Origin of the sequence: Anabaena sp. PCC 7108, assembly GCF_000332135.1 — a bacterium.
Taxonomy (GTDB): Bacteria; Cyanobacteriota; Cyanobacteriia; order Cyanobacteriales; family Nostocaceae; genus Anabaena.
Window position 1 is genome coordinate 5,482,736 of sequence record NZ_KB235896.1, and the last position, 24,934, is coordinate 5,507,669.

At 44.2% G+C, this 24,934-nt stretch carries 21 protein-coding genes and 1 pseudogene; 20 read left to right on the plus strand and 2 right to left on the minus strand.

Features of this window, described 5'->3' with window-relative positions:
* The first annotated feature begins 553 nt into the window (after positions 1-553).
* Positions 554-754 (plus strand): transposase, encoded by a 201-nt coding sequence (locus tag ANA7108_RS31465; protein ID WP_369750748.1) that lies wholly within the window; start codon positions 554-556, stop codon positions 752-754.
* A gap of 98 nt (positions 755-852) precedes the next feature.
* Here ANA7108_RS31465 and ANA7108_RS0125610 read toward each other — a convergent pair whose 3' ends face one another.
* Both ANA7108_RS0125610 and ANA7108_RS0125615 read right to left on the minus strand, forming a co-directional pair.
* Positions 853-1,308: a hypothetical protein gene (locus tag ANA7108_RS0125610; RefSeq protein ID WP_042490682.1), complete on the minus strand. Its 456-nt coding sequence runs from the start codon at positions 1,306-1,308 to the stop codon at positions 853-855.
* A 73-nt stretch (positions 1,309-1,381) separates the two neighbouring features.
* Positions 1,382-2,233 (minus strand): ParA family protein, encoded by an 852-nt coding sequence (locus ANA7108_RS0125615; protein ID WP_026104455.1) that lies wholly within the window; start codon positions 2,231-2,233, stop codon positions 1,382-1,384.
* Between the two features lie 584 nt (positions 2,234-2,817).
* Between ANA7108_RS0125615 and ANA7108_RS0125620 the strand changes: the two genes are divergently transcribed.
* The 19 genes and pseudogenes from ANA7108_RS0125620 to ANA7108_RS29960 form a co-directional block, all read left to right on the plus strand.
* Positions 2,818-8,943, plus strand: a complete 6,126-nt coding sequence (locus ANA7108_RS0125620) for an AAA family ATPase (protein WP_016953694.1) — start codon at positions 2,818-2,820, stop codon at positions 8,941-8,943.
* Positions 8,944-8,948: 5 nt separating this feature from the next.
* On the plus strand, positions 8,949-9,581 hold the full coding sequence (locus tag ANA7108_RS0125625; protein ID WP_016953695.1) for a response regulator transcription factor: 633 nt from the start codon (positions 8,949-8,951) through the stop codon (positions 9,579-9,581).
* A gap of 689 nt (positions 9,582-10,270) precedes the next feature.
* The gene (locus ANA7108_RS27960) at positions 10,271-10,741 is read left to right on the plus strand and encodes a cupin domain-containing protein (protein WP_016953696.1); all 471 of its coding nucleotides are present in this window, start codon (positions 10,271-10,273) and stop codon (positions 10,739-10,741) included.
* A gap of 185 nt (positions 10,742-10,926) precedes the next feature.
* A complete protein-coding gene (locus ANA7108_RS0125635) occupies positions 10,927-11,658 on the plus strand; it encodes a glucose 1-dehydrogenase (protein WP_016953697.1) in 732 nt (243 codons plus the stop codon).
* Positions 11,659-11,788: 130 nt separating this feature from the next.
* Positions 11,789-12,619: an oxidoreductase gene (locus ANA7108_RS0125640; RefSeq protein WP_016953698.1), complete on the plus strand. Its 831-nt coding sequence runs from the start codon at positions 11,789-11,791 to the stop codon at positions 12,617-12,619.
* An 11-nt stretch (positions 12,620-12,630) separates the two neighbouring features.
* Positions 12,631-13,629: a zinc-dependent alcohol dehydrogenase family protein gene (locus tag ANA7108_RS0125645; RefSeq protein ID WP_144052426.1), complete on the plus strand. Its 999-nt coding sequence runs from the start codon at positions 12,631-12,633 to the stop codon at positions 13,627-13,629.
* A 74-nt stretch (positions 13,630-13,703) separates the two neighbouring features.
* Positions 13,704-15,323 (plus strand): GMC family oxidoreductase, encoded by a 1,620-nt coding sequence (locus tag ANA7108_RS0125650; protein WP_016953700.1) that lies wholly within the window; start codon positions 13,704-13,706, stop codon positions 15,321-15,323.
* A gap of 118 nt (positions 15,324-15,441) precedes the next feature.
* Entirely contained in the window at positions 15,442-16,278 is an 837-nt protein-coding gene (locus tag ANA7108_RS0125655; protein ID WP_016953701.1) for an alpha/beta fold hydrolase, read from the plus strand.
* A 73-nt stretch (positions 16,279-16,351) separates the two neighbouring features.
* Entirely contained in the window at positions 16,352-16,789 is a 438-nt protein-coding gene (locus ANA7108_RS0125660; protein WP_016953702.1) for a nuclear transport factor 2 family protein, read from the plus strand.
* A 19-nt stretch (positions 16,790-16,808) separates the two neighbouring features.
* Positions 16,809-17,834 carry a zinc-binding dehydrogenase gene (locus ANA7108_RS0125665; RefSeq protein WP_016953703.1) on the plus strand — a complete coding sequence of 342 codons (1,026 nt, stop codon included), beginning with the start codon at positions 16,809-16,811 and terminating at the stop codon, positions 17,832-17,834.
* 6 nt (positions 17,835-17,840) lie between these two features.
* Complete coding sequence (locus ANA7108_RS0125670) at positions 17,841-18,944, plus strand: Gfo/Idh/MocA family protein (RefSeq protein WP_016953704.1); 1,104 nt, start codon at positions 17,841-17,843, stop codon at positions 18,942-18,944.
* Positions 18,945-19,120: 176 nt separating this feature from the next.
* Complete coding sequence (locus ANA7108_RS29240) at positions 19,121-19,270, plus strand: DUF1348 family protein (protein WP_237741546.1); 150 nt, start codon at positions 19,121-19,123, stop codon at positions 19,268-19,270.
* A 22-nt stretch (positions 19,271-19,292) separates the two neighbouring features.
* Positions 19,293-19,415 carry a hypothetical protein gene (locus ANA7108_RS31255; protein ID WP_255345018.1) on the plus strand — a complete coding sequence of 41 codons (123 nt, stop codon included), beginning with the start codon at positions 19,293-19,295 and terminating at the stop codon, positions 19,413-19,415.
* A gap of 221 nt (positions 19,416-19,636) precedes the next feature.
* Positions 19,637-20,284 carry a cysteine hydrolase gene (locus ANA7108_RS0125680; RefSeq protein ID WP_026104456.1) on the plus strand — a complete coding sequence of 216 codons (648 nt, stop codon included), beginning with the start codon at positions 19,637-19,639 and terminating at the stop codon, positions 20,282-20,284.
* Between the two features lie 28 nt (positions 20,285-20,312).
* Positions 20,313-20,678, plus strand: coding sequence for a hypothetical protein (locus tag ANA7108_RS0125685; protein WP_202804355.1), 366 nt, complete (start codon positions 20,313-20,315; stop codon positions 20,676-20,678).
* A gap of 228 nt (positions 20,679-20,906) precedes the next feature.
* The gene (locus tag ANA7108_RS0125690) at positions 20,907-22,301 is read left to right on the plus strand and encodes a mercuric reductase (protein WP_016953708.1); all 1,395 of its coding nucleotides are present in this window, start codon (positions 20,907-20,909) and stop codon (positions 22,299-22,301) included.
* 322 nt (positions 22,302-22,623) lie between these two features.
* Positions 22,624-23,202, plus strand: a complete 579-nt coding sequence (locus ANA7108_RS0125695) for a DsbA family protein (protein WP_016953709.1) — start codon at positions 22,624-22,626, stop codon at positions 23,200-23,202.
* A gap of 49 nt (positions 23,203-23,251) precedes the next feature.
* The gene (locus ANA7108_RS0125700) at positions 23,252-24,127 is read left to right on the plus strand and encodes an oxidoreductase (RefSeq protein ID WP_016953710.1); all 876 of its coding nucleotides are present in this window, start codon (positions 23,252-23,254) and stop codon (positions 24,125-24,127) included.
* A gap of 490 nt (positions 24,128-24,617) precedes the next feature.
* Positions 24,618-24,806: pseudogene (locus tag ANA7108_RS29960) on the plus strand (IS4 family transposase); the annotation flags it as partial.
* Positions 24,807-24,934: the final 128 nt, after the last annotated feature.

The window sequence follows — 24,934 nt, forward strand, 5'->3', positions numbered from 1 at the left end:
TGAAATCGGGGTAAAGACAAGATACGCGCAAAATTTATCACGATATTAAGAAATATAAAGAACCTTAACAAATACCCCTGAATTTCGGCTATTCATTAGTTATTTTTTCATTTATCCCCTCTTTTGTAAAAATAACGTTACAGTTAGTGGTAATTGAAGCGATACCTGCGGTGAGCGAAGCTATCGCCAAAGTCACAGCCCTTCAAATTAACTTGACCGAAAAGGGAAGTGGGTGGGTCAAGGAAAAAAGCTTCAAACCCTATCATTTCATTAGATTCAATCTCAAATATTGCCTAAAATGAACCCAACTAGGCAATGTTTGAAAGACATAAATACATGACTACTTTACAAAACTTTACGTCGTGCTAAATTTTGCGCGTATCTCGTCTTTACCCCAAATCCTTATGACTACGTTGTCAAATGCTGTATCAAATAAACTTTGGATTAATTGGTACGTTGAGAATTACCAAAAATATTGATTGACAGAATGCTTATCCAGTAAGAGTTACAGCCTTAGCGTAACTTTCTGTTCGATTGCTCATTTACCCTCTCTATTAAATTTTTACCTCCCTACTCGCCTGATTTATCTCCAATTGAGTTATGTTGGTCAAAATTAAAAGGAATTCTGCGTTCTGCTAAAGCTCGCACATTCGATGCTCTTGATGAAGCTATTACCCTAGCTATTAATGCTATTACTGATGAAAATGCTCTCAACTGGTTTAATCATTGTGGCTTATTTTTTGAGTCTATTTAGATAGCTCTTCTTGTGGCGGGTTTGATCACAAACTGCTGTAACTCCACAGCCAAGCTGATTTTGCTCAACCTATGAATTTATCCGGCACAAGACTCCTGCTATTTTTGTTTTTTAGTCAAGTTAGTTAAACGAGTAATGCTGGAGCGAATATTACCTGCTTCTTTGCGATTTTTCAGTCTTTTTTTTGCTTCTTTAAGGACTTGTTTCATCACTGTATCTTTGTCTTTGCAGGTGATATAAAAAGCTTCTAATAAGGTTTCAATAGTTATTTTCTCTTGAGCGCAAAGTTTGTCTAGTTCTTCTTTTATTGGCACTTCTAATCTGACTGGGATACGTGGGGAAATTTCGGGGTAGCTGGCTAGTTTCTCTTCTAGTTGTTTTAGTTCTGACCCTTCATTATTAACGGTAGAGTTCTCTTCTATTTGAGTAACGGGAGTAATTGGCTGGGTCTGTAATAGTACATCTTGCCTTGTTGGTACTGTTGGCTGTGTAGCTCTCCGGCGGATTTCTTCTAACATATTTATATTATTAATGTTCTCGTTTAAATTACTCATAAAATGCTTGGTAAGTGGTAGGGAAATTTAGCGGCTAAAGCCTTGATGACGTTCTGCTTTTTCGTAAGTATGATTAAGCTGTTTCTATGGGGATTAATTTGGCATATTTTTCTAGCAAGGCTGGTTTTAAACGTTGTGCTAAAATCTGAATCGCGTACTCAAGTGATGCTTGTCCTAAGTCGGAAGGGCTAACTCGATAATTGATAGCATTTTTGTAGACATCTGACTCTAATATATGGGGCAACATTAATTCATCTTTGACTAACTGCCGCATGGTATCAATGCTGGATTGGGTGGCTTTTGTCGGATGCAGTCCAGTCCAGCGAGCGCGAAATGGGACTACGCCTAGCAGTTCGCCATAGGGGAGTGCTGGTTTAAATTCTTTGATTAGTTCTAAGGTCCGCAAGAGCGATTGCACTCCCTTGACGTTAGATTCTGCGGGAATTACCCATTTATCCCCAGCCCCCAAGGATGTTTGTGCTAAGTGTGATCTCTCAGGCGGTGGGTCTACAATTGCTACGCCAAAGTTATTGATGATTGGTTGCAGGCGATTTCTGAGGATAAATAAGCTCAGTCCGCTAGATGCCAGTTTGTAATTAGCACTCTCAAGTCCATCATCGGAAGGAATCAAAAACAAGTTGGCATTGCTAATGGTGCGTTCTCTTATTTGTCCGTCTGGCACTGAGGCAATGGCATCAATAATTCTCGTTTTATCTTCTGGCTGAGTCAGAACTTCCAGTAGTGTTGGGGTTGATGGTTCTACTTTTACCCCCAGAAAGCTAGTCAGGCTCGATTGGGGATCTGCATCAACGAACAAGACGGGAATTCCTAATTTCCCTAAATATCTCCCTAGCATCAGTGCTACTGTCGATTTCCCCTGTCCTCCTGCTAGACCCAAGGTAACAACTGTTGGCGTGTTTGACATAATATAATTGTATCTATGTATGAAAATACTTTACTATAATTAGACTATTATATTCTTGTCTCTTTGAACTATTCTACTTTTGTACAATTGTACAAAAGTAGAATAGTTTATGATAGTGACTGATTTGATCACAATAAAATTTCTAATTCAAAACTCTGTTAATACCCATCTACCCCGAAAAAAATCGCTCTCCTAATTAGGGTTTGCTGAAAAAGTTATCTGTGGGGACTAGGGAACAGGGAACAGTTTCAAGAATTGGATAGGAACGATTTTTTCTTGAAGTAGGAATTAAATGCAAGGTTTTTCAGTTGCCACCTTATAAAAGCTGGCACTTTTTGAAATTCAAAATAGCTAAAACCCTTTACCTGTAAATTTTTCAGATTTATTCAGCAAGCCCTAATTAGAGATTGTTCGCACCGTTTCATAGGAAAGATTGGGTGTGGTCAAAAGTAGTTGGTGATTGAGTACTAATGAGGATAGCCAATGCTTCTCGCTCTGGAGCAATTTTGGTCATTATCATGAAAACAAATCACAAACTGTATAATTAGCGATGTGGTTCATGATAATCATCGAAAGAGAACGCAATGATTACCCTACCTGGAGTTGCCATTCAAAGCCAAATCTATGAGAGTTCGGCATCTCTGGTGTATCGGGGGATCAGAGTGCAAGATAATCGACGGATCATCGTCAAAATGCTCAAGCAAGATTATCCTTCTCCTCAAGAACTGACTCGCTACAGACAAGAATATGAAATTACCCGTTCCTTTAACCTGGAAGGAGTTATCAAGGCATATAGTCAGCAGGACTATCAACGAACACTCGTCATTTTCCTAGAAGACTTTGGCGGAGAGTCTTTAGAGCAATGGATGCATAAGCGTCCAGATTTTTGCCCCATGCCTTTATCTGCTTTTTTGAGTCTGTCCATCGACCTTACCGATATTCTGGGCAGAATCCATGCAGCCAATATCATTCATAAGGATATCAATCCTGGAAACATTGTTCTCAATCCGGATACTGGGGTTGTCAAAATTATTGACTTCGGGATTGCCACCCAATTTAACCGCACGAATCCAACTTTCAAAAGCCCTCATGTTTTAGAAGGAACGCTGGCCTACCTGTCGCCAGAGCAAACTGGACGAATGAACCGTTTGCTCGATTATCGCACCGATTTCTACTCGCTAGGTGTAACGCTCTATGAACTTCTAACCGGACACCTGCCTTTTCCCACAACGGACATCCTTGAGTTAGTCCACTGTCATATTGCTAAACAGCCCCCTCCACCTCATGAACTGAATGCAACGATTCCTAAACCAGTTTCAGATATTGTTTTGAAACTGATGGCGAAGAATGCAGAAGAACGCTATCAAAGTGCTTGGGGAATCAAAGCAGATTTAGAAATTTGTGCTGACCAATTTAAAAAAAGCGGTCAAATTGATAGCATTCAATTGGGTCTGCAAGACGTTTGGGATCAGTTTCAAATTCCCCAAAAACTGTATGGAAGAGACAAGGAAGTTGCCATGTTATTGGCGGCTTTTGTTCGCGTAGCTTGTCCGTTGGCGCAGCCTCCCGCAGGGAAGGATAATCGCGTAGCTTCTTCACAAAATCATGCAGAAAAGACTTCAGAACAGGCACAAACTAGCAAACCAACATTCAAAGTCGAAATGATGCTGGTTTCTGGCTATGCTGGAATTGGGAAATCAGCATTAGTGCAGGAAATTTATAAACCAATCACCCAAAAGCGTGGCTATTTTATCTGGGGGAAATTTGATCAATTTCAGCGCAATATTCCCTACAGCGCGATCGCCGATGCTCTACAAAAATTGGTACAACAACTGCTGGGTGAGCCGGATCAGCAGTTGCAACAGTGGAGATCGCAACTCTTAACGGCTTTGGGAAGTAATGGACAAATCATCATTGATGTCATCCCGGAAGTTGAACTGATTATTGGCAAGCAGCCCCCCGTACCGGAAGTTGGAGTCACGGAAGCTCAAAATCGCTTTAATCGAGTCTTTGGGCAGTTTATACGGGTGTTTTGTTCAGAGTCACATCCCCTGGTAATTTTTCTAGATGATTTGCAGTGGATAGACTCTGCAACGCTAAAGTTAATTGAGTTGATGCTGCTGGATGAGCAAACCCAATCCTTATTTTTAATTGGAGCCTATCGAGATAATGAAGTAAATCCCACCCATCCACTAGTATTAACCTTGGAGAGACTGCGAAAACAAGGAGCAGTGCTTCAGGAAATTATCCTGACACCTTTAACCTTGGAGCCGTTGAGTCAGTTGATTGCCGAGACGCTGCATCATAATACTGACACTGTTCGTTCCTTAGCTGAGTTAGTGCTGCGTAAAACCGAGGGCAATCCTTTCTTTGTCAATGAATTTTTGAGAATGCTGTATAGCGAAAATCTATTAACCTTTGATCCCCCTCAAGCCCCCCTTACTAAGGGGAGTCACTCTCGTGCAGGGGTTCCCCCCGTTGAGAGAAGTGGCGTGGGAAGTGCAGGGGGGTGGCAATGGAACATCGCCCAAATTCAAGCTCAAAATATCACAGATAATGTTGTGGAGTTGATGCTTCGCAAGTTAAAGAAACTACCAGAGGTTACACAGCAAATTCTCCAGTTAGCCGCTTGTGTCGGGGCTGAATTTAATTTAAATACGTTATCAATTGTTTGTAAGCAATCTCCTCAAGCAGTTTCTCTAGATTTACTAGCAGTGATCCAAGCTGGATTAATTCAACCTTTATCTGAGTTAGACGAAAACTTGTTAGTTCAAGAATTTAAGTTTTTGCACGACCGCGTACAGCAAGCTGCCTATACCTTAATTGATAAGGCGTACAAACAAGTTATTCATTTACAAATTGGTCGTAATCTGCTGAAAAATAATTCTCTAGAGCGGATAACAGACAGGCTGTTTGCAATTGTTGATCATCTCAATCATGGGATTGAACTTGTCACCGATCAACCCGAACGAAATGAAATTGCTAGATTAAATTTAATCGCGGGTCAAAAAGCAAAGGCAGCAACAGCTTATGAAGCGGCTTTCAAGTATTTCAATGTGGGGCTGAAATTTCTGAGTGCAGAGAGTTGGGAGAATGAGTATCACCTAACTCTTGATTTGTACTCAGAAGCAGCAACAGTGGCATACCTCACTGGTCACTTCAGCGAGATGGAGTCATTAGTAAAAGTGGTACTAGCCTTTGCTAAAACAGTGATTGACAAAGTGAAAATTTACGATAGCAGAATTCAAGCTTGTTTGTCACAGGGCAATCCTCAAGAAGCACTGAAAATAGGATTGGAAGTATTGAAGCTATTGGAAGTAAACATCGTAGAAACTCCTAGTCAGTTGGATGTTCAAAGAGGATTAGAAGAAACTGCTTCATTATTAGCTGACCGAGAAATCAAAGAGTTTATTAATTTTCCGAAGATGACAGCACCAGAAGCACTGGCAGCAATACATATCTTATCGAGTGTTGTTGCTGCTGCTTTTATGGTGTCACCTAATTTGATGGTATTGATTGTATGCAAAATGGTGAACCTATCAATCAATTATGGTAATGCTACTTATTCGCCACTTAGTTATGCTGCCTACGGACTAATTTTGTGTGGAGTAGTTCAAGACATTGAACTTGGCTATCAATTCGGAAAATTGAGTTTAAGTTTAACGGAAAAATTAAATGCCAAGAAAGAGAATACTAAGGCATTGGAAGTATTAGGGACTCATGTAATCCACTGGAAAGAACATATCAAGGAAACACTACCAATTCTGATTGATGCTTATCAAAACGGAGTGGAAACTGGAGAATTTGAATTTGCTGGTTATGCTGCATATAACGTATGTTGTCACTCCTATTTTATAGGTCAGGAACTTACAGAACTAGAACAAAAAATCGCAACCTACAGTCAGGCTATCAGTCAAATCAGACGGGAAAATCCCTTCAACTGGACTGCAATATTCTGGCAAACCGTTCTTAACTTGCTAGGTCGATCTGAAAATCCATGTCGTTTAATTGGTTGTGCATACAATGAAGATCGATTACTTTTGGTGGGCGGAACGCCATCGCTACCATCTGCTATTACAGCAAATGATAGACCGGAAATTCACTATTTGTATTTGAATAAACTTATATTATGTTATCTATTTGGTGAGTATGATCAAGCTGTACAGAATGCTATTAAGGCAGAACAGTATTTAGATGGAGTAACAGCATTGATAGCTGCATCTCTATTCCATTTATATGATTCTCTAGCGCATTTAAATGCGTTGACTAATGCTACGGAATTGCAAAAAGAAACTTGGATAAGTCGCGTTAATATCAACCAACAAAAGATGCAAAAATGGGCGGATTATGCCCCCATGAATTATTTACACAAATTTTATTTGGTCGAGGCAGAGAAAGCGCGAGTTTTAGGACAAATTTTGGAAGCGGAGGAGTTTTATGAACAAGCCATATCTGGTGCTTCTGAAAACGAATTTATTCAGGAAGAGGCATTAGCTTATGAGTTAGCCGCTAAGTTTTATTTAGAACGGGGTAGAACAAAGATTGCTCAAACCTACATGAAAGAGGCTCACTACTGCTATGAACGTTGGGGAGCAACTGCCAAGGTAAGAGATTTAGAAACTCGGTATCCACAGCTATTTTCTCAGCCGTCAGCTAAAAATAGTACACCAATTCGCACTACTTCAGGAACCACTTCTAATAACTCAGATGTCGATCTCGATTTGGCGACGGTGATGAAAGCATCGCAAGCAATTTCCAGTGAAATTGAACTGGATCAGTTGCTTAATTCCTTGATGGAGATATTAATTGAAAATGCTGGGGCACAAACAGGGTTTTTGATTTTGGAAAAATCAGGAGAATGGCTGATTGAAGCTTCTTGTGAACTAGCTAATGGTGAAAGTGTTTGTACTACGCGAGTGTTGCAATCACTCCCCACTAAAAATTACCTACCAGAATCAATTATCCAGTATGTGATTCGGACTCATGAATCTATTATTTTAAATGATGCAACTCGTGAAGGTAATTTTACAAATGAACCGTATATTCAGAATAATCAAACTCACTCGATTATCTGTTTACCACTACTTAATCAAAGTAAACTTGTCGGTGTATTGTATTTAGAAAATCAATTAGCAACTGGAGCCTTTACATCAGAGCGATCGCAACTTTTGCATCTGTTATCAACTCAAGCAGCCATTGCCATCGAAAATGCCAGGATTTATGCAAAACTGCAAAAGAGCGAAAGCCAAATGGCTCAATTTCTGGAAGCCATTCCAGTAGGTGTTGCAGTTGTAGATAAATTGGGTCACCCTTATTACTTCAACCAACAAGCAACTCAGCTATTAGCTAAAGATATCGATCCTTCTCTGACACTCGATGAACTGACAGAGGTTTATCAAGCTTATCTAGCTGGAACCAATCAAAAATATCCAACTGAGAGAATGCCACTTCTGCGAGCGTTAAAGGGCGAACATACTAGAGTTGATGATATAGAACTTTACCACAACACCACCACAATTCCCATTGAGGCATGGGGAACTCCTGTCTTTGACGAACAGGGTAATGTGATTTATGCGATCGCCGCCTTTCAAGACATCACAGAGCGGAAACAAGCAGAACACTTCTTAGCAAATTACAACCGCACTTTGGAACAGGAGGTTGCGGAACGAACAGCGGCGTTACAGCAAAGTGAAGCAGAACTGCGCGCTCATGAACAGGAATTGCGACTCATTACAGACGCTCTGCCGGTTGGTATTGGTTACATTGATGCCGAGCAACGCCACCGCTTTGTCAACCACACCTATGAGATTTGGCGCAACTGTAGCCGAGATGAAATTTTAGGCAAGTCGATTCGTGAACTGGTAGATCCTACGTCGTATCAAATGATAGAACCTTACATTAACCAGGCGCTAAGGGGAGAAACAACCACGTTTGAAGCAGAAATGCCTCTGCCAGCAGGCAAAAAGTACTTGAGTGTAACCTTAATTCCTGATTTCGATGCAAATGCTCAAGTCATTGGATTTTATGCTTTAAACACAGACATCAGTGAACAGCGAAACGCTGCACTGCGTGAACGCAAACGTGCCGAAGAAGCCTCAATTTTAGAAGAACGCAACCGTATGGGGCGGGAAATTCACGATACATTAGCTCAAGCATTTACAGGCATTTTGGTTCAAGTTGGTGCAGCCATGCAAGTGCTAGAGGATGATTTAGAAGCAACACAGGCACATCTGGACATGATCGATGAATTGGCGCGAATCGGGCTGAATGAGGCCCGTCGCTCAGTCACAGCACTCCGTCCTCAGTTGTTAGAGGAAGGGGATTTATCTAGCGCCCTCAATCGTCTTGTAACGCAAATGAGATCTGCTACCGATAATACTGCTTTGATTTACGAAATTCAGGGTACAGCCTATCCTTTACCCGCCGAAGTGGAGAATAATTTACTGCGAATTGGGCAGGAATCATTGACAAATGCGATTAAATATGCAAATGCTGACGAAATTCGCCTTGAGTTAGTCTATGGAGAGACACAAACTACATTGTGCATCAAAGACAATGGACAGGGCTTTGGTGTCGGTAGCATTCCCTCGGTTGGCGGATTTGGATTATTGGGAATGAGCGAACGGGCAGAGCGAATTGGAGCGCAATTGAGAATTGAAAGCCAAGTAGGGCAAGGAACAGAGATTATTGTCATTATTAATAGAGGATAAGAACCATGCTCGACCAATCCACTACAATTCGCGTTTTAATTGTTGACGATCACTCCATTGTCAGACAAGGATTGGCAACTATCATTAACCGAGATCCCGAAATGACGGTAATTGCTCAAGCAGAAGATGGAGAACAGGCGATCGCTTACTTTGGCGAACATCAACCCGATGTGACTTTGATGGATTTACGAATGCCTCAGATGGGCGGGGTGGAAGCCATTTCTACGATTTGTGTCCAATTTAAACCTGCCCAAATTATTGTGTTAACGACTTATGATGGCGATGAAGATATCTATCGCGGCTTGCAGGCAGGTGCGAAAGGATATTTGCTCAAGGATGCAAAACCCAACGAACTTCTCAATGCCATTCGTATAGTTAATCGTGGTCAGCAGTACATTCCGCCCGAAGTGGGGGCAAAGCTAGTGCAGCGCATGAGTAACCCAGAATTGAGCCATCGAGAGTTAGAGGTACTCCGTTTAATGGGGCAAGGAATGAGTAATTTAGAAATTGCCACTGCTCTAACTATTGGAGAAAGCACAGTTAAATCTCACATTAATCGCATTCTTAGTAAATTAGGCGTGAGCGATCGCACTCAAGCCGTGATTATTGCTGCCAAACGCGGAATTGTTAGTTTGTAGGCTGTGCTTTCGGTTAACTTTTGATTCCAACTTTAGTTTGAGTTAGTCTTCCATTGTGAGATGGGTTAAGCGATCGTCCATTCGACTCAATAAAAGTACCAACTGTAAGTGGACGACAACCCAGAGTCAATTTCCTATATTAAATTTATGCAAACACACATCGCAATCGGGTTGCCAGATTCAAGTTTGCTGAATATACAGCAGATTCCACGCAAATAGAGTACACCTTAATCCCAAACACTTACCAAAATGGTTGACAAACCCTTGCAACCGTACTCCATAAACCTGGAAATTGCTATAGATCCTATCTTCCGCACCCTCAACTGTCACAATCGGTTTTTACTCTTTTTTGTGATGATATGAGGATGTATTGTATACCACATCTCAATGAATTAACGGATACATGATGTCGATAAGGCATAATTTATATCCAAAAATCAAGAGAGAATTAAGTGATAATACTATGTGACACCCCAGGGTGCGGAATGTGGGATAGATGGCACACAGAGGAATGTAGGTGTAGTCTAACCCAGGTCTCACTTGCGGTAAACATACTTCTGCTCAGAAACACTGTTAATTATTTGTCCCACCTTCAACTCAGGATCGTAAACCGAGTAGACGGTAGCAATTATCGCTGCAAATAATGACGTGCTTTGATCCTCAATCCCCCAATTATAAGAGATAAAACGATGAACACCGAATTGAGTAAAAGCAAAGTTGCAATTGTCAGCCGGGGCGAAGACCTCAATTGGTTCGATACAACTCCTGGTGAGCAAATGGCTATCCGCGTACACAGCAAAGATGTCGGCGGGGCTTTCACAATCATCGAAGCCCGTGTCCCACCGTTATCAGGCCCGCCACTTCACTATCACAAAGATCGAGAGGAGATATTTGAAGTCCTCGAAGGCAGATTTCGCTTCCACTGTGCAGGCGAAGAGTTCGAGGCTGGGCCAGGAACATCCGTTGTTGTACCTCGTAACAGTGTGCATGGATGGGTGAACATCGGATCAGAAGTGGCTCGGTTGCTCTTCATCTTCGTACCCGGCGATATTGACGAATTCTTCCCCCAAATCGGTCAAACCCCGCCCGAAGGTTGGACGGATCTTGCATCTCAGCACGACACTTGGATCGTCGGAGCGCCTCTGTCCGTCAGTAAATGATGAGCAGCATTCACAGGAATAGTAAGTTTGCGACGATCGCCCTATTGCACTTGATTTAGCAAAGACAAAACCAATGAATTCACATTAATCCATGCGAGCAAGGGCAAGCCCTTCAAGGGAGCAAGTCCTTATATTTTCAAGCCTTGTTGCGGTTTTTTTACTTCTCAATAATCACAGGATCGATCATGAAAAAGCTCGAAGGAAAAGTGGCTCTTGTCACAGGCGGCAATAGCGGTATCGGGCTTACGACTGCCAAGCACTTTGTCGCTGAAGGTGCGTATGTCTTCATTACAGGTCGTCGCCAAGCTGAACTAGACACTGCCGTAAATGCGATCGGCAAAAATGTCATGGGTGTTCAGAGTGATGTCTCCAACCTGGCGGATCTAGATCGGGTGTTTGCCACGATCAAGCAAGAACAAGGACACCTTGATGTTGTTTTCGCCAATGCTGGTGTTGGTGAATTCGTTCCCCTCGGCTCCATCACAGAAGAACACTTTGATACAACGTTCAATATCAACGTTAAAGGGTTGCTGTTTACCGTGCAGAAAGCACTGCCTCTGTTATCGGAGGGAGCTTCCATTATCCTGAACGCCTCTGTTGCTTCAATTACAGGCATCCCAGCCCTCAGTGTTTACAGCGCGACTAAAGCCGCTGTGCGATCGTTTGCTCGTTCTTGGATACTTGACCTGAAAGAACATCAGGTTCGAGTCAATGCTATTAGCCCCGGCGTAGTTCCGACTCCGAGTTACTATCGCCTGGGATTAAGTGACGAGCAATTTCCAGTCGATGCTATCCCATTGGGACGAGTCGGGACGACCGATGATATTGCAAAAGCAGTCGTTTTTCTAGCGTCTGATGACAGCAGTTTTGTCAACGGGATTGAACTGTTTGTAGATGGTGGGATGGCGCAGATTTAACGTACTGTAAAGCAATTAAATTCATGCAAACACCAACAGCAAATCAGTTACAAAATTCAAGTTTGCTGAATACGAGATATTGCAGATCAAAGCTTTGCTACTAACCCTAATAATTTTCAGCAGATAAATCATGACTCAGAAAACATGGCTGATTACTGGTGCTTCACGGGGCTTTGGTGCTGAGATTGCGAAAGCAGTTTTGGCAGCAGGTGACAGATTAATTGCCACCGCCCGCAATCAAGCTGATTTGCAACAGTTTGACACCAACAAAGACGTATTAATACTGAGCATGGATGTCACCGATGAGGCTCAGGTAAAAGCAGCGATCGCCACAAGTCTAGAAAAGTTTGGACAAATCGATGTATTGGTCAACAATGCTGGATTCGGCTTGCTCGGAGCAATCGAAGAGTGCAGCACCGAAGAGGTTGAGAGCGTTTATCACACCAATGTCTTCGGGCTACTAAATGTCACCCGTGCTGTGCTACCCACTATGCGTCAACACCGCTCTGGACACATCATTAATTTATCGTCTATCGGTGGCTATCGCTCCTACCCAGGATGGGGGATTTATGGCTCGACCAAGTTTGCCGTTGAAGGGATTACCGAAGCCCTACATTACGAGTTAGCGCCCTTGGGCATTCACGCGACGGTGGTTGAGCCAGGATTTTTCCGTACCAATTTTCTTGATGGCAGTTCACTGCGTCAGACTAAAGTACAAATCCCTGATTATGCTGAAACGGTGGGTAAAACCCGCGACATGGCAGTTGAACGTAACTATCAGCAACCAGGAGATCCCATCAAACTCGCCCAAGCCATTCTTGAGATTGTCAACACAGACAAACCGCCCCTACGCTTACCTCTGGGTTCGGATACGCTGCAAGCAATAGCCCAGAAGAACACCTACGTTGAGCAAGAAACAGCAAAATGGCGGACTTTATCTGAGTCCACCAATTACAGATAAGGAGTTGGAACATGGAGCTATCACCGACGATGCACGCACTGATAGTAGATGATTTTCAAACTGCGACATTTCGTAGCACCGAAATTCCCCGACCGCAACCCACTAGCCATCAAGTCTTGGTGCGGATCAAGGCAAGTGGCGTTAATCCGCTCGATAGCAAAATTCGTATAGGTAAAGCGCCCCATGCCAAACCAGTCCTTCCTGCGGTGTTAGGAACTGATCTAGCTGGAATTGTTGAAGCGGTTGGACAAGATGTTACTGCCTTTCAGGTTGGTGATGAGGTTTATGGAATGACGGGCGGAGTCGGCGGATTGCAAGGTTCACTGGCTGAGTTTGCCGCTGTTGATGCTGACTTACTGGCAAAAAAACCGACCAACCTCACCATGAGGGAAGCCGCAGCCTTACCCCTAGTATTTCTGACCGCGTGGGAAGGACTGATTGATCGAGCAAATGTCCGCGAGGGTCAGAAAGTCCTGATACTGGGTGGTTCTGGCGGTGTGGGTCATGTTGCTGTGCAGATTGCCAGAGCGCGGGGTGCCAAAGTGTTTGCGACGGCTTCCGCAGCCAAACATGACATGGTGCAACAACTGGGTGCCGTACCCATCGACTATCGCAGTACATCGATCGCACAGATCGTACAAACGTTTACTGATGGTCAGGGCTTTGATGTAGTCTACGACTCGGTGGGTGGCTCCACATTGGATGATGGGTTTCAAGCCGTGCGCGATTATGGTCACGTCGTCAGTAACTACGGCTGGGGAACCCATTCTCTGTTGCCCCTCTCGCGCAAGGCTGCAACGTACTCAGGCGTGTTTGTGCTTCTGCCGCTCTTGACGGGGGAAGGTCGCGCTCATCATGGCGAGATTCTGCGTCAGGCGACCCAATTAGCAGAAGCCAATCAGTTGCGTCCCGTCGTTGACCCTCGCCATTTCACCTTAGAAACAGCGCTGTCTGCCCACGAAGCAGTAGAGCAGGGTACGGCTGTCACCAAAATCGTGATCGATTTGTAACCCATTACCGGGCTGGAGACTCTACCGCTAGAGCCTGTAGAAACACGAAACTTGAGCAAATCAGGAGAATTCGGATGGCTCACTATGACTATATTGTGATTGGGGCTGGGTCGGCAGGCTGCGTGGTTGCTAACCGTCTGACAGAAGACAGCGAAACAACAGTGTTACTCCTTGAAGCGGGTAATCCTGATCAGAAACCAGAGATTGAAATTCCGTCAGAATGCTTGCACTTACTCGGTTCTGAGGTGGATTGGAGCTACTTTTCGGAACCAGAACCCTACCTGGGCGTTCGCGAAGCGCCGTCTTTGACGGGTCGCAAAATCTTTTGTCCTCGTGGCAAGGTTTTGGGGGGTAGCAGTTCGATTAATTTCATGATTTATATCCGGGGCAATCCCCACGACTATGACCACTGGCAGGCGTTGGGGAATTCCGGTTGGGGTTACCAGGATGTGTTGCCCTACTTCAAGAAATCGGAACACTCCTCACGCGGTGCCTCTGAATATCATGGAGTGAATGGGGAGTTAAGCGTCACTGATATTGCGACTCCGGCTGTAACGTCTCAACGCTTTGTCGATACCGCGATCGCAATGGGCTATGCCAATAATCCTGACTTCAACGGTCGTCAACAAGAAGGTGCTGGACTTTATCAGTTAACCGTTAAAGATGGGAAGCGCCACAGTGCTGCGGCAGCATTCCTTCTGCCGATTCTTCAGCGTCCTAATTTGACAATCACGACAGGTGCATTAGTGACTCGGTTGTTGTTTGAGGGCGATCGCACCGTCGGCGTGGAATACCTCCACGAAGGTACACTACATCAGGTTTATGTCAATCAGGAAGTGATTGTCAGCGCAGGCGCATTCGACTCGCCCAAACTATTGTTGCTTTCGGGCATTGGTGCTGCCGAACATCTGCAATCATTGGGCATTCCGGTCGTCGTCGATTTACCTGGAGTGGGTCAAAATCTCCGAGATCATATCCTAGCTCCTATTACATATCAGGCAACTGAGGATGTACATCCTGTCGGTATCAGTAGCGAAATCGCTGAAGCGGGATTGTACTTTCACACTGAGAATAATTTAGATGTTGTACCCGATTTACAGTGTTTCTCAGGCCCGATTTTGTGGGCACCTCCTGGCTCAAACCGCTTTGGCAAAGGATTCTTTGGGGTTGCTTCTTTGGCCCAGCCTAAAAATATTGGCAGTGTCAATTTGCGTTCAGCCGATCCTCAAGACCCACCCCTGATTCAGCTGAACTATCTACAAAGTGAAACCGATGTCCAAAAGCTTGTAGAAGGGATTAAAGCACTTCGCCAAATATTTGAAGCCAATTCCTTTGATAAGTTTCGCCGTCAGGAATTGGCTCCCGGTCTTGATGTTCAGAGTGATGAGGCACTTGCAGCTTACGTTCGAGAAGCTTGCGATACGCTGTCCCATCCAGTCGGAACCTGCAAAATGGGCATCGATCCAATGGCGGTCGTTGACCCCGAACTCCGAGTTCATGGAATTGAAGGCTTGCGGGTTGTCGATGCCTCGATCATGCCAACACTAACCACAGGGAATACAAATGCACCCACCATCATGATTGGTGAAAAAGCAGCAGATTTAATTAAAGCCAGTCGGACTCGCCGAAACCTGATGACCCAGTACAACGTCCAAAATTCGGGACACTTGGGGTATTTAGCTGTTGGCAATTGAGCCAAGCTCACACTTCGTGATCGCGACAATTGGTAGGAGCAAAGGATCTGTACTAATTAGCAAAGCAACTCTTTAGCACGGGCAAAAACTCAATCGATTTACAAAGGAGAAACCTCTGATGGCTTACATTACTGTTGGTCAAGAAAACTCTGCAAACATTGATATCTACTACGAAGATTTGGGAACAGGGCAACCTGTTGTTTTGATTCACGGATTTCCCTTGAGCGGTCATTCTTGGGAAAAGCAGGTATTAGTTCTGCTGAACGAGGGGTATCGGGTTATCACCTACGATCGCCGAGGATTTGGCAACTCCAGTCAACCTTCGTTTGGATATGACTACGACACCTTCGCATCAGATCTCAATGCGCTGATGACCAAACTTGACCTCCGCGATGCCGTGCTGGTCGGTTTCTCTATGGGGACAGGTGAAGTAACACGCTATCTCGGCAAATACGGATCAGAGCGTGTGCAAAAAGCCGTGCTGATGGCTCCTGTTCCTCCTTTCCTGTTAAAGACAGACGATAACCCAGAAGGCGTTGAGCAAAGCGTTTTCGACGGGATTATGAAAGCGATTGTTGAAGACCGTCCAGCCTATTTTTCCGCATTCTTCAAAGATTTTTTCAACGTGGATTTACTGCTTGGAGACCGCATCAGCCATGAAGCAATTCAAGCCAGTTGGAATGTTGCAGCAGCAGCCTCTGCTAAGGCAACTCTGGATTGTGTGCCATCTTGGTTGACTGATTTTCGTGACGCTCTACCTCGCATTGATGTGCCAACCTTGATCATTCATGGAGATAGTGATCGCATTCTGCCATTTGAGTCTACCGCAAAGAGACTGCCCCAGCTAATTAAAGACAGTCGCCTTGTGGTGATACCTGGCGGCCCTCATGCTATCAATTGGACTCATGCCGAACAAGTGAATCCTTTACTGCTGGACTTTCTTAAAGGAAATTAATCAGAATTCCAAAATCCACCCGAAATCAACGGTAACTGTTGCGATTGTCAAGAATTCTTGCAAAAAAGAAAACATGGATCTTCAACAACTCACGGCGCTGGAAAATATTCGTCAGGCCAAAGCACGCTATTGCCGATTCATCGATCTCAAGCAGTGGGACGATTTCAAAAACTTATTTACGCCGACGGTGCATCTTACTTTTCATGGCGTTGAAGGAGAGCTGTTATACCAATTTACAGACCTTCAAAGTTTCATCGACCAAACAGCAACCACGTTAAGCGGATCTCAGACCATCCATCAGGTTCATAACTCTGAAATTCAATTGACTTCGGAAACGACAGCGCGGGCGATCTGGTCGATGGAGGACTGGATCATTTATCCCAAAGATGTAAAAGGGCTTTTCAAAACGCTTCATGGCTTCGGACATTATTACGAAACGCTGGAATTGAGAGAGGGCTGCTGGCTCACTACGACACTTAGCTTAAAAAGAACCATTCTGACTATTACCTGAGCGGCGCAAGGAAAAAAACATGGTTCAGAAAATGAAAGCGGTTATCATGACCGAACCTGGCGGTTTGGAAGTGTTGACTTACACAGAAGTCGATATGCCGCGTATTGAACATCCAACCGATGTACTAGTAAAAATCAAAGCGGCAGGTGTTAATCCAGGCGATTGTCAAAACAGAAAATTCGGGTTTCCTTCTTATGCGGTAGGGTCAGGGAAACAGGGCTTTAGTATCCTGGGGATGGACGGAGTTGGCATTGTCGAGGCGGTAGGAACGGGTATCACGCACATTGAGCTGGGTGATGAAGTTTGGTATTACGACGGCGGCTACGCAGATAAACATGGTAGCTACGCGCAATATAAAGTTGTTAATGGTCATTATCTGTCGCCAAAGCCGAAGTCGCTTGATTATATAACAGCCGCAGCGTTGCCCGTCGTCGCTTTGACGGCGTGGGAGGCGGTAATTGATCGGGCGAATGTCCAATTAGGTGACTTTGTATTGGTACACGGCGGCGCTGGTGGGATTGGGCATATCAGCATTCAACTGGTGCTAAATCGCGGTGGACGTGTGGCGACGACAGTTAGTGGCACTGCAAAGGAAAAATTGGTACGTACACTAGGAGCCGAAGTACTCATCGACTATAAAAAAGTGGATGTGAAGCAAGCGCTAATTTACTGGACAGGCAAGGATGGTGCAGATGTCGTGCTTGACTACATTGGTCGTGAAAACTTTGCCAACAGCATCGACCTAGTTGCACCGTATGGAACGCTCGTAAATACAGTCGTCTCTAATTGGCCGAATGGGAATAATCTCGTTGCCGAATATAAAAATTTGAGCATGAAGTTCGTCAATATTGGTTTGCCGCAAGTGACTGGCAACCATGAATTTCGGGTTCGCCAAACGCAGATTCTCAAAGAAATCTCACGACTAGTCGATGCTGGTCAATTGCAGGTTCACCTCGATCAAGTTTTTCCACTTCAACAAGTAGCCGAAGCGCAGCGATCGCTAGAGGCTGGTGAAATTATTGGGCGTGTTGTCATTGAAATGTAATCTATTATGGAAAATGGAAAAATCGGCGTTGGTATCATTGGTGTTCATCCCTCGCGCGGATGGGCTATGACCGCGCATCTACCTGCGTTGCAAGCATCACCTGATTTCAAAATCGTTGCATTGACAAATTCAGATCCAACTATGGCGGAGGAAGCGGCACTCAAGTTTAATGTACCGTATGCCTTCCAACTTCATGAGGATTTGTTGGCGTGTCCAGATGTGGATTTGGTTGTCGTTACCGTCAAAGTGCCATATCACTTTGAATTGGTGAGTGCTGCAATCCGGGGTGGAAAATCGGTTTATTGCGAATGGCCTTTGGCTAACGGACTGCAAGAGGCAGTTGAACTGGAACAACTCGCTAAAAAATACAAAGTTCATGCGGTGGTGGGATTGCAGTCTCGCACAACGCCGGAAGTTAATTTTATTCGTGACTTAATTCGCGATGGTTATGTAGGTGAGGTTCTGTCCGTTTCACTTATTGGTTCAGGAATGATCGGCGGAGCAATGATTCCTGAACAATTTGCTTATACTCTAAATCCAAAGAATGGTGCTGGCATGATAAATGTTGCCTTTGCCCATGCGATCGATGCTGTGGGTTATGTGCTGAACTCTGAGTTGAGTGAGGTTATGGCAACGTTAGATAGCAGGAGAAAGACAGCGCAGGTAGTCGAAACAGGGGCGAGCGTTGCGATGGAAACACCGGATCAAATTGTCATCAATGGTAAAATGAAAAGCGGCTGCGTGGTTTCTGCCCATTTTCGAGGGGGTTTATCACGAGGCAGCAATTTCAGGTTGGAGATTAACGGGACGCAAGGCGATCTGATTGTCACAAGTTCGCTTGGCTATCCTGGGCTTGGCGAAACTAAAGTCCAAGGCGCTCAAGGTGAAGATGCTGCTATGCAAAACCTTGATGTCCCGCAAAAATATATAATGTCAAATGCAGATATAGGGATAATAGCAATGACTGTTTCCAATAACTATGCTCTACTTGCTACCGATTTTAAAAGTGGAACAAAAACGACACCAACATTTGCAGATGCTGTGATTTTGCACCGTCTCATAAATGCAGTTGAACAATCGGCTGCAACTGGTAGTAGACAATATACCTAAGATTTCTGCGAAAGATTACTAAACGTCACTCGGTAATTACAGGCATCATCATAAAAAATTAGACGGATTGAGCGAACAAACCTACAGGCAAATCATTGCAATCGAACTTTTGACTGCTTGTGAGTTAGAGGTGCTGCGACAGATCATAGAAAAATGCTATTCTGCACTGCCATACTATGAACAACCCCGAAAATCCTCGACTACCCCTGCCGTCTTTCGCTCATGAATCTGCCATCCAAAAAGTCCGAATTGCAGAAGATGCTTGGAACACACGCAATCCTGAAAAAGTATCACTCGCTTACATGTCAGAAAGTACTGGCTCATGAAGCGACTGACGGCAAGGTGTGGGTGAGTTACAACGATCCTAACTACTTAAAACAGCGATTTTCACTCTCCGATGAGTTGGTGAAAAATATCGCTATCATTGCACCTTTAATCTATCAAGCACTTAGTCCCGCCGAGCGCCAATAAATTGCAGAATTAGCACACGATCACACCTTGGCGTTTTTGGAACAGCATTTAGGCAGTGGTATCAAAGTCTAAAATGGGGTGACTACTGCTAGATAATTCGCCCACCGAGATCGCCCTGACAACCAAGATATTCTGATTCTGAATCATTGGGAAAACGCTGCACATGGCGGGTGGTTTTTAAGAAAGAGAACGGTGAAAATCAACAAGCAAGGAGAAAAACCATGAAAATCAACAAGAATGACACCGCAGTAGTCGTCATCGATCCGCAAAACGATGTCTTGAGCGAAAAAGGGGTTTCCTGGGATTTGGTGGGTGAGAGTGTTAAGGATAACAAGACTATCGAAAATATTGAGCGAATCTTCAAAGCCGCGAAGCAGAATGAATTCGAGGTTTTTATCTCCCCTCACTATTACTACCCCACCGACCATAGTTGGAAATTTGCCGGAAACCTAGAGCAAATCATGCTTGAGGTTAAGGAGTTCGATCGCCGTGGTGCGTTGAGCCTCGATGGATTCCTGGGATCGGGTGCTGACTGGCTTGATCGTTATAAGCCCTTCATTGAGGATGGCAAGACGATTGTGGCCAGTCCACACAAAGTCTATGGGCCGCAAACTAACGACCTCGTTTTGCAACTGCGTAAACGCAAGATTAGCAAAGTCATTCTACTTGGAATGTTAGCAAATCTTTGTGTTGAAGCTCATCTACGCGAATTGCTCGAACAGGGATTTGAGGTTCTTGTCGTTAAGGATGCAACAGCAGCCCCTCGGCATCCGCAACTGGGCGACGGCTACAAGGCAGCACTGATTAACTTTGGGTATATCGCCAATGCAGTCCTGTCTACGGATGAAGTTGTAGCAGCAATGGAGTAATGTCAAACTCATGAATTTTAAAACACTTATGAAAACATCCGCGTTACTTCTTGCTCTGCCAATTAGTATCTTAGCTAATTTTTCCTTAAGAGCTTCTGCTGATTCTACTGCTGGCATCCTCCTAAGTACGAAATGTCGGGGTGGGTACAACGTAAATATTTGGCAGAAATATACTTCAGGTGAACTGCTTTATCGCGCCACTAGTCCCAACGGTAATTTAAGTTTGGGCAAAGGAACTAGCCAAGCGACAGAAGGTGTTCGAGTATATAAGTTTCGGAGTGGAATTTATCAATACTGGGTGTGGGATGGCACGTTAGATAATCCGCAGTCTGGAACTTTAGAGGTGTATAAAAACAACCGTATATTGATGAAGCAAGCTTGTACGAAAAGTTGAATCTTCTAGCGGGTGTTAGCACTTTTTAGAAACCCAGCTAGTAGTCTGTCAAATTCATTTTGACGCTTAAAGAGACGCGATAAATCGCCGTCTCTACAGGGAATTTATCCATTAATTATTTATTGACACAGTACTACGTTATCGCTAAAACCCTCTTAGTCAGCCAGTTTTTTCTGAAATTCATAACACCTTCTAGAAATCGTATTCACCTTATCAAACCCAAAGGATATGGAAGTGGACACTCAACACTATGACGATATTATTATCGGCGGCGGCAAAGCGGGTAAAACACTTGCACCAGCGCTAGTTGCTGACGGACGTAAAACCGCTCTGGTTGAACGCAGTTTAAATATGATCGGTGGCGGATGCATCAATATCGCTTGCATTCCTACTAAAACGATGGTGGCGAGTGCCAGTGTTGCAAACACAGTGCGAAACAGTGCCGCTTATGGTGTTAAAGCCAATACACCCATCGTTAATTTAGCAGAGGTGATCCAACGAAAACGATCGGTTGTGCAATCTGCACGTGAAATGAATTTGCACAATCTAGAAACGGCTCTGGATAACAACTTGATCATCGGGGAAGCAAGGTTTGTTGCTCCCAAAACGATCGCAGTAACAACAACTGAGGGGAACAATCGCTTACTTACCGCCGAACGCTTATTTATTAATACAGGCACACGACCGTTAATTCCATCTGTACCCGGACTTACTGAAGTTGAGTTTTTAACGAGTGAGTCGATTATGGAGCTAGAATACTTGCCTGAACACCTGATCGTTCTCGGTAGTGGCTATATTGGTTTAGAGTTTGCTCAGATGTTTCGGCGCTTTGGCTGTCGCGTTACTGTCATTGGGCAAAGTGAGCAAATCCTGTCACAGCAAGATCCAGATATAGCGATCGCCGTGCAAACATTACTGGAACAAGATGGTATTGAATTCTTATTAAAAGCGAAGGTGTTGAGGGTTGATCGCACTGGTAATGAAACCATTCTGAGAATCCAAGTTGGCGATCGTGAAATCACCCTCCAAGGGTCGCATTTGCTTGTCGCCGTCGGTCGTGCGCCCAATATCGATAGCTTAAATTTAGCTGCTGCTGGTGTGGCAACCGATACACGCGGATTTATTCAAGTCAATGATCGCCTAGAGACGAATGTACCAGGCATTTGGGCATTAGGCGACATCAACGGCGGCCCGCAATACACTCATATATCGCTCGATGATTATCGGATTATCAAAGCCAATTTAATTGATGGTGGCAACCGCAACACGAGGGTTCGCCTGATTCCTTCCTGTCTGTTCATCGATCCAGAACTGGCCCATGTGGGTTTGACAGAAACCGAAGCACGACAACAAGGGTATACCATTCGAGTAGCGAAACTAGATGTTGCCGCTATTCCCAGAGCGAAAACATTGGGTAAAACTGATGGCTTACTGAAGGCGATCGTAGATACTAAGACAGGACATATTCTCGGTGTTTCACTCTTGTGTCATGAAGCGGGTGAAGTGATTTCAACGGTGCAGATGGTGATGCAAGCTCAAATGTCTTACACCGTTTTGCGCGATGGCGTGTTGACTCATCCCACAATGACCGAAGGGTTAAACTTGCTGTTTTCAAAGTTGTAAGGCAGTCAATGCAGACATCTGACAACCAGGAGTGATGTTGCTGGGTGGGGAGTTGAGATATTTTGTTCGATTCCAACTTTAGTTGGAGTTAGTCTTCCATTTTGAGATAGGTTAAGCAATCATCCACTCGACTCAATAAAATTATCAACTGTGAGTGGACGACAAACCAAAGTCAATTGCATATATTAAATTCATGCAAACACAGATAGCAATCCAGTTGCCAGATTCAAGTTTGCTGAACACAGATAGCACAGAGAGGGATGTAGGCGTAACCCTCCGCAAGCATCACTTGCGGTAAACACACTCCCCCTTGGAGGTTCCAGTGAACAATGACCGTCAACACCGTTTATTATTTGTCCCACCTTCAACCCAGGATCATAAACAGGGGATGTTAAGTGCCTCTGTGGTACTGGTGATGTATGGAGATTATCAATGTCAAGAGAGTGCGGATGTTTATCGGTTGCTGAAAGTTATTGGGCGACAACTGAGTCTTTCGTTGGGAGAGGATTATTTGTGCTTTATTTTCCGTCATTTTCCGCAGATACAAATTCATTTTCATGCTCTACGTGCGGCGGAAGCGGCGGAAGCGGCTGCTGTTCAAGGTCAGTTTTGGCAGATGCATGACATTTTGTTTATTCATCAACAACAGTTAGCAGATGGTTATTTAGTAGAGTATGCCAACGATCTAGGACTCGATATCTCCCAATTTCTGCAAGATATGTTTAAGCATATACATCTTGAGCGGATTAATCAAGATATCGAAAGTGGTATTCACAGTGGAATAACGGCTACCCCAGCTTTGTTTATTAATGGGATTCGCTATAGCGTAGGCGTAGCCCGCCGCAGGCATCGCTGGAATATGGAGCAGTTAATAGCAGCCATTGTCAATACAGCAAATTGAGCCAATCAAAGACCAATCAAGTCAGTGTTAATTTATTCAGGAATATATCATGACGCATCAAACATCATCTCGCGTGTGGCTGATTACAGGCAGTTCTACTGGCTTTGGTCGAACTTTAGCTGAAGCTGCTTTGGCTCAAGGAGATCGTGTCATTGCAACGGCTCGTGATGTCAGCAAAATTCAAGATTTAGAGCAGCAATATCCGCAGACGGGAAAGGTAGTTCGTTTAGATGTCACAGATCCAGCAACCATTCAAATGGCTGTACAGAGTGGTTTAGCAGCATTCACCAGAATTGATGTGCTGGTGAATAACGCGGGCTATGGATTGATGGGTGCAATTGAGGAAGTAAGCGACCAGCAAATCCGTGACCAATTTGAAACCAACTTCTTTGGGCTGCTAAATGTGACTCGTGCCATCATTCCCACATTCAAGAAACAAGGCGTTGGTCATATCTTGAACATTTCTTCAATAGGCGGACGGAAAACATTTCCTACGATGGGGCTATATCATGCTTCTAAATTTGCAGTTGAAGGACTCTCAGAGACCCTCGCACAAGAACTTATACCCTTTGGCATTAAGGTGACAATTGTTGAGCCAGGAGGCTTTGAGACCGACTTTTCCGGTCGCTCTTTGATGACGGCAAAGCAAATGCCAGAGTACAATTCTCTCCGGGCGGAAGTGGTCAAATTTGCCGCAGAACAACCTCGTGGTCATGTACCAACGGGTGTTCAAGCAATGTTGAAAGTGGTGGAATTACCTGAGCCGCCGCTTCACTTGGCAATCGGTCCTAATGCACTACCCACGATTGTTCAAAAACTTTCCTCAGATATCGAAGAATATCAACGCTTTGAGCATATTTGGCAAGACTCTACCGCCAATGCGGGCGTGGGATTCAATTTTCCTAGCCTCATGCAGCAGGTTTGAGGGGGCGACAAAAAAGCTTGCATAGGTTGTTGGATAAGCATCATAGCCCTGAGACCCTGCTGATAAAATGGTTGTTTATTGCGAACGTCAGCCATCATTGCCAAAACCAATTCTTGGCACTCATGAGGGAGAAACTATCCAACTAGGGGTACAGCCGGGATACCTGCAAGTGCGATTCGTTCTGGAGAAACCCATTTCTTGGGGGGATTCCAGGCTTTAGTAGAGTAACCCTGATTGGGGTTTTTTGTACGTCCCCTCGAAAAAGGGGAATAGCAAAAACGAGGTTTGGCATTATTATCTTCAAATCTTTATCAGCAAAGCTTTTCCCACCACCGTGTCTCAGAAACTGTACTTTTTGAGACATACCAAAATCATGTCTCTTTTCATGTCTCAAAATGCAATTCTCTCAAAGTCTAAAGAATAATGAGACGTTATCTTAGAAAATCTGCCGTTTCTCAATCATAAAAATCCTAATCCCCCTTTTCGAGGGTTTGTACAAAAAACCCCTGGTTCTGGCATTGTTGATTTAAAGGCTTACTACCGTGGTTTTCGATATGTTCGTGAAATGTTGAAAATGCTTCCAGAACAACCAGAGCCTATTTTATTAGCCCAGATTTTTGCCAAGCTTACCTCTCTTGGTCGTATTCACAATGCTTCTACAGCCGTTGAACCCTCGTAATTTGGCTAAGGTATTGCTTTATGAATGATTTTTCTCGCTTGTGAGAAATCCGGGTTAGGATATCTGGTGAGATTTACAGTGAATAGCCTCTCTATTTTGCCTCACACTCACAATTTTTAGCTTGACAG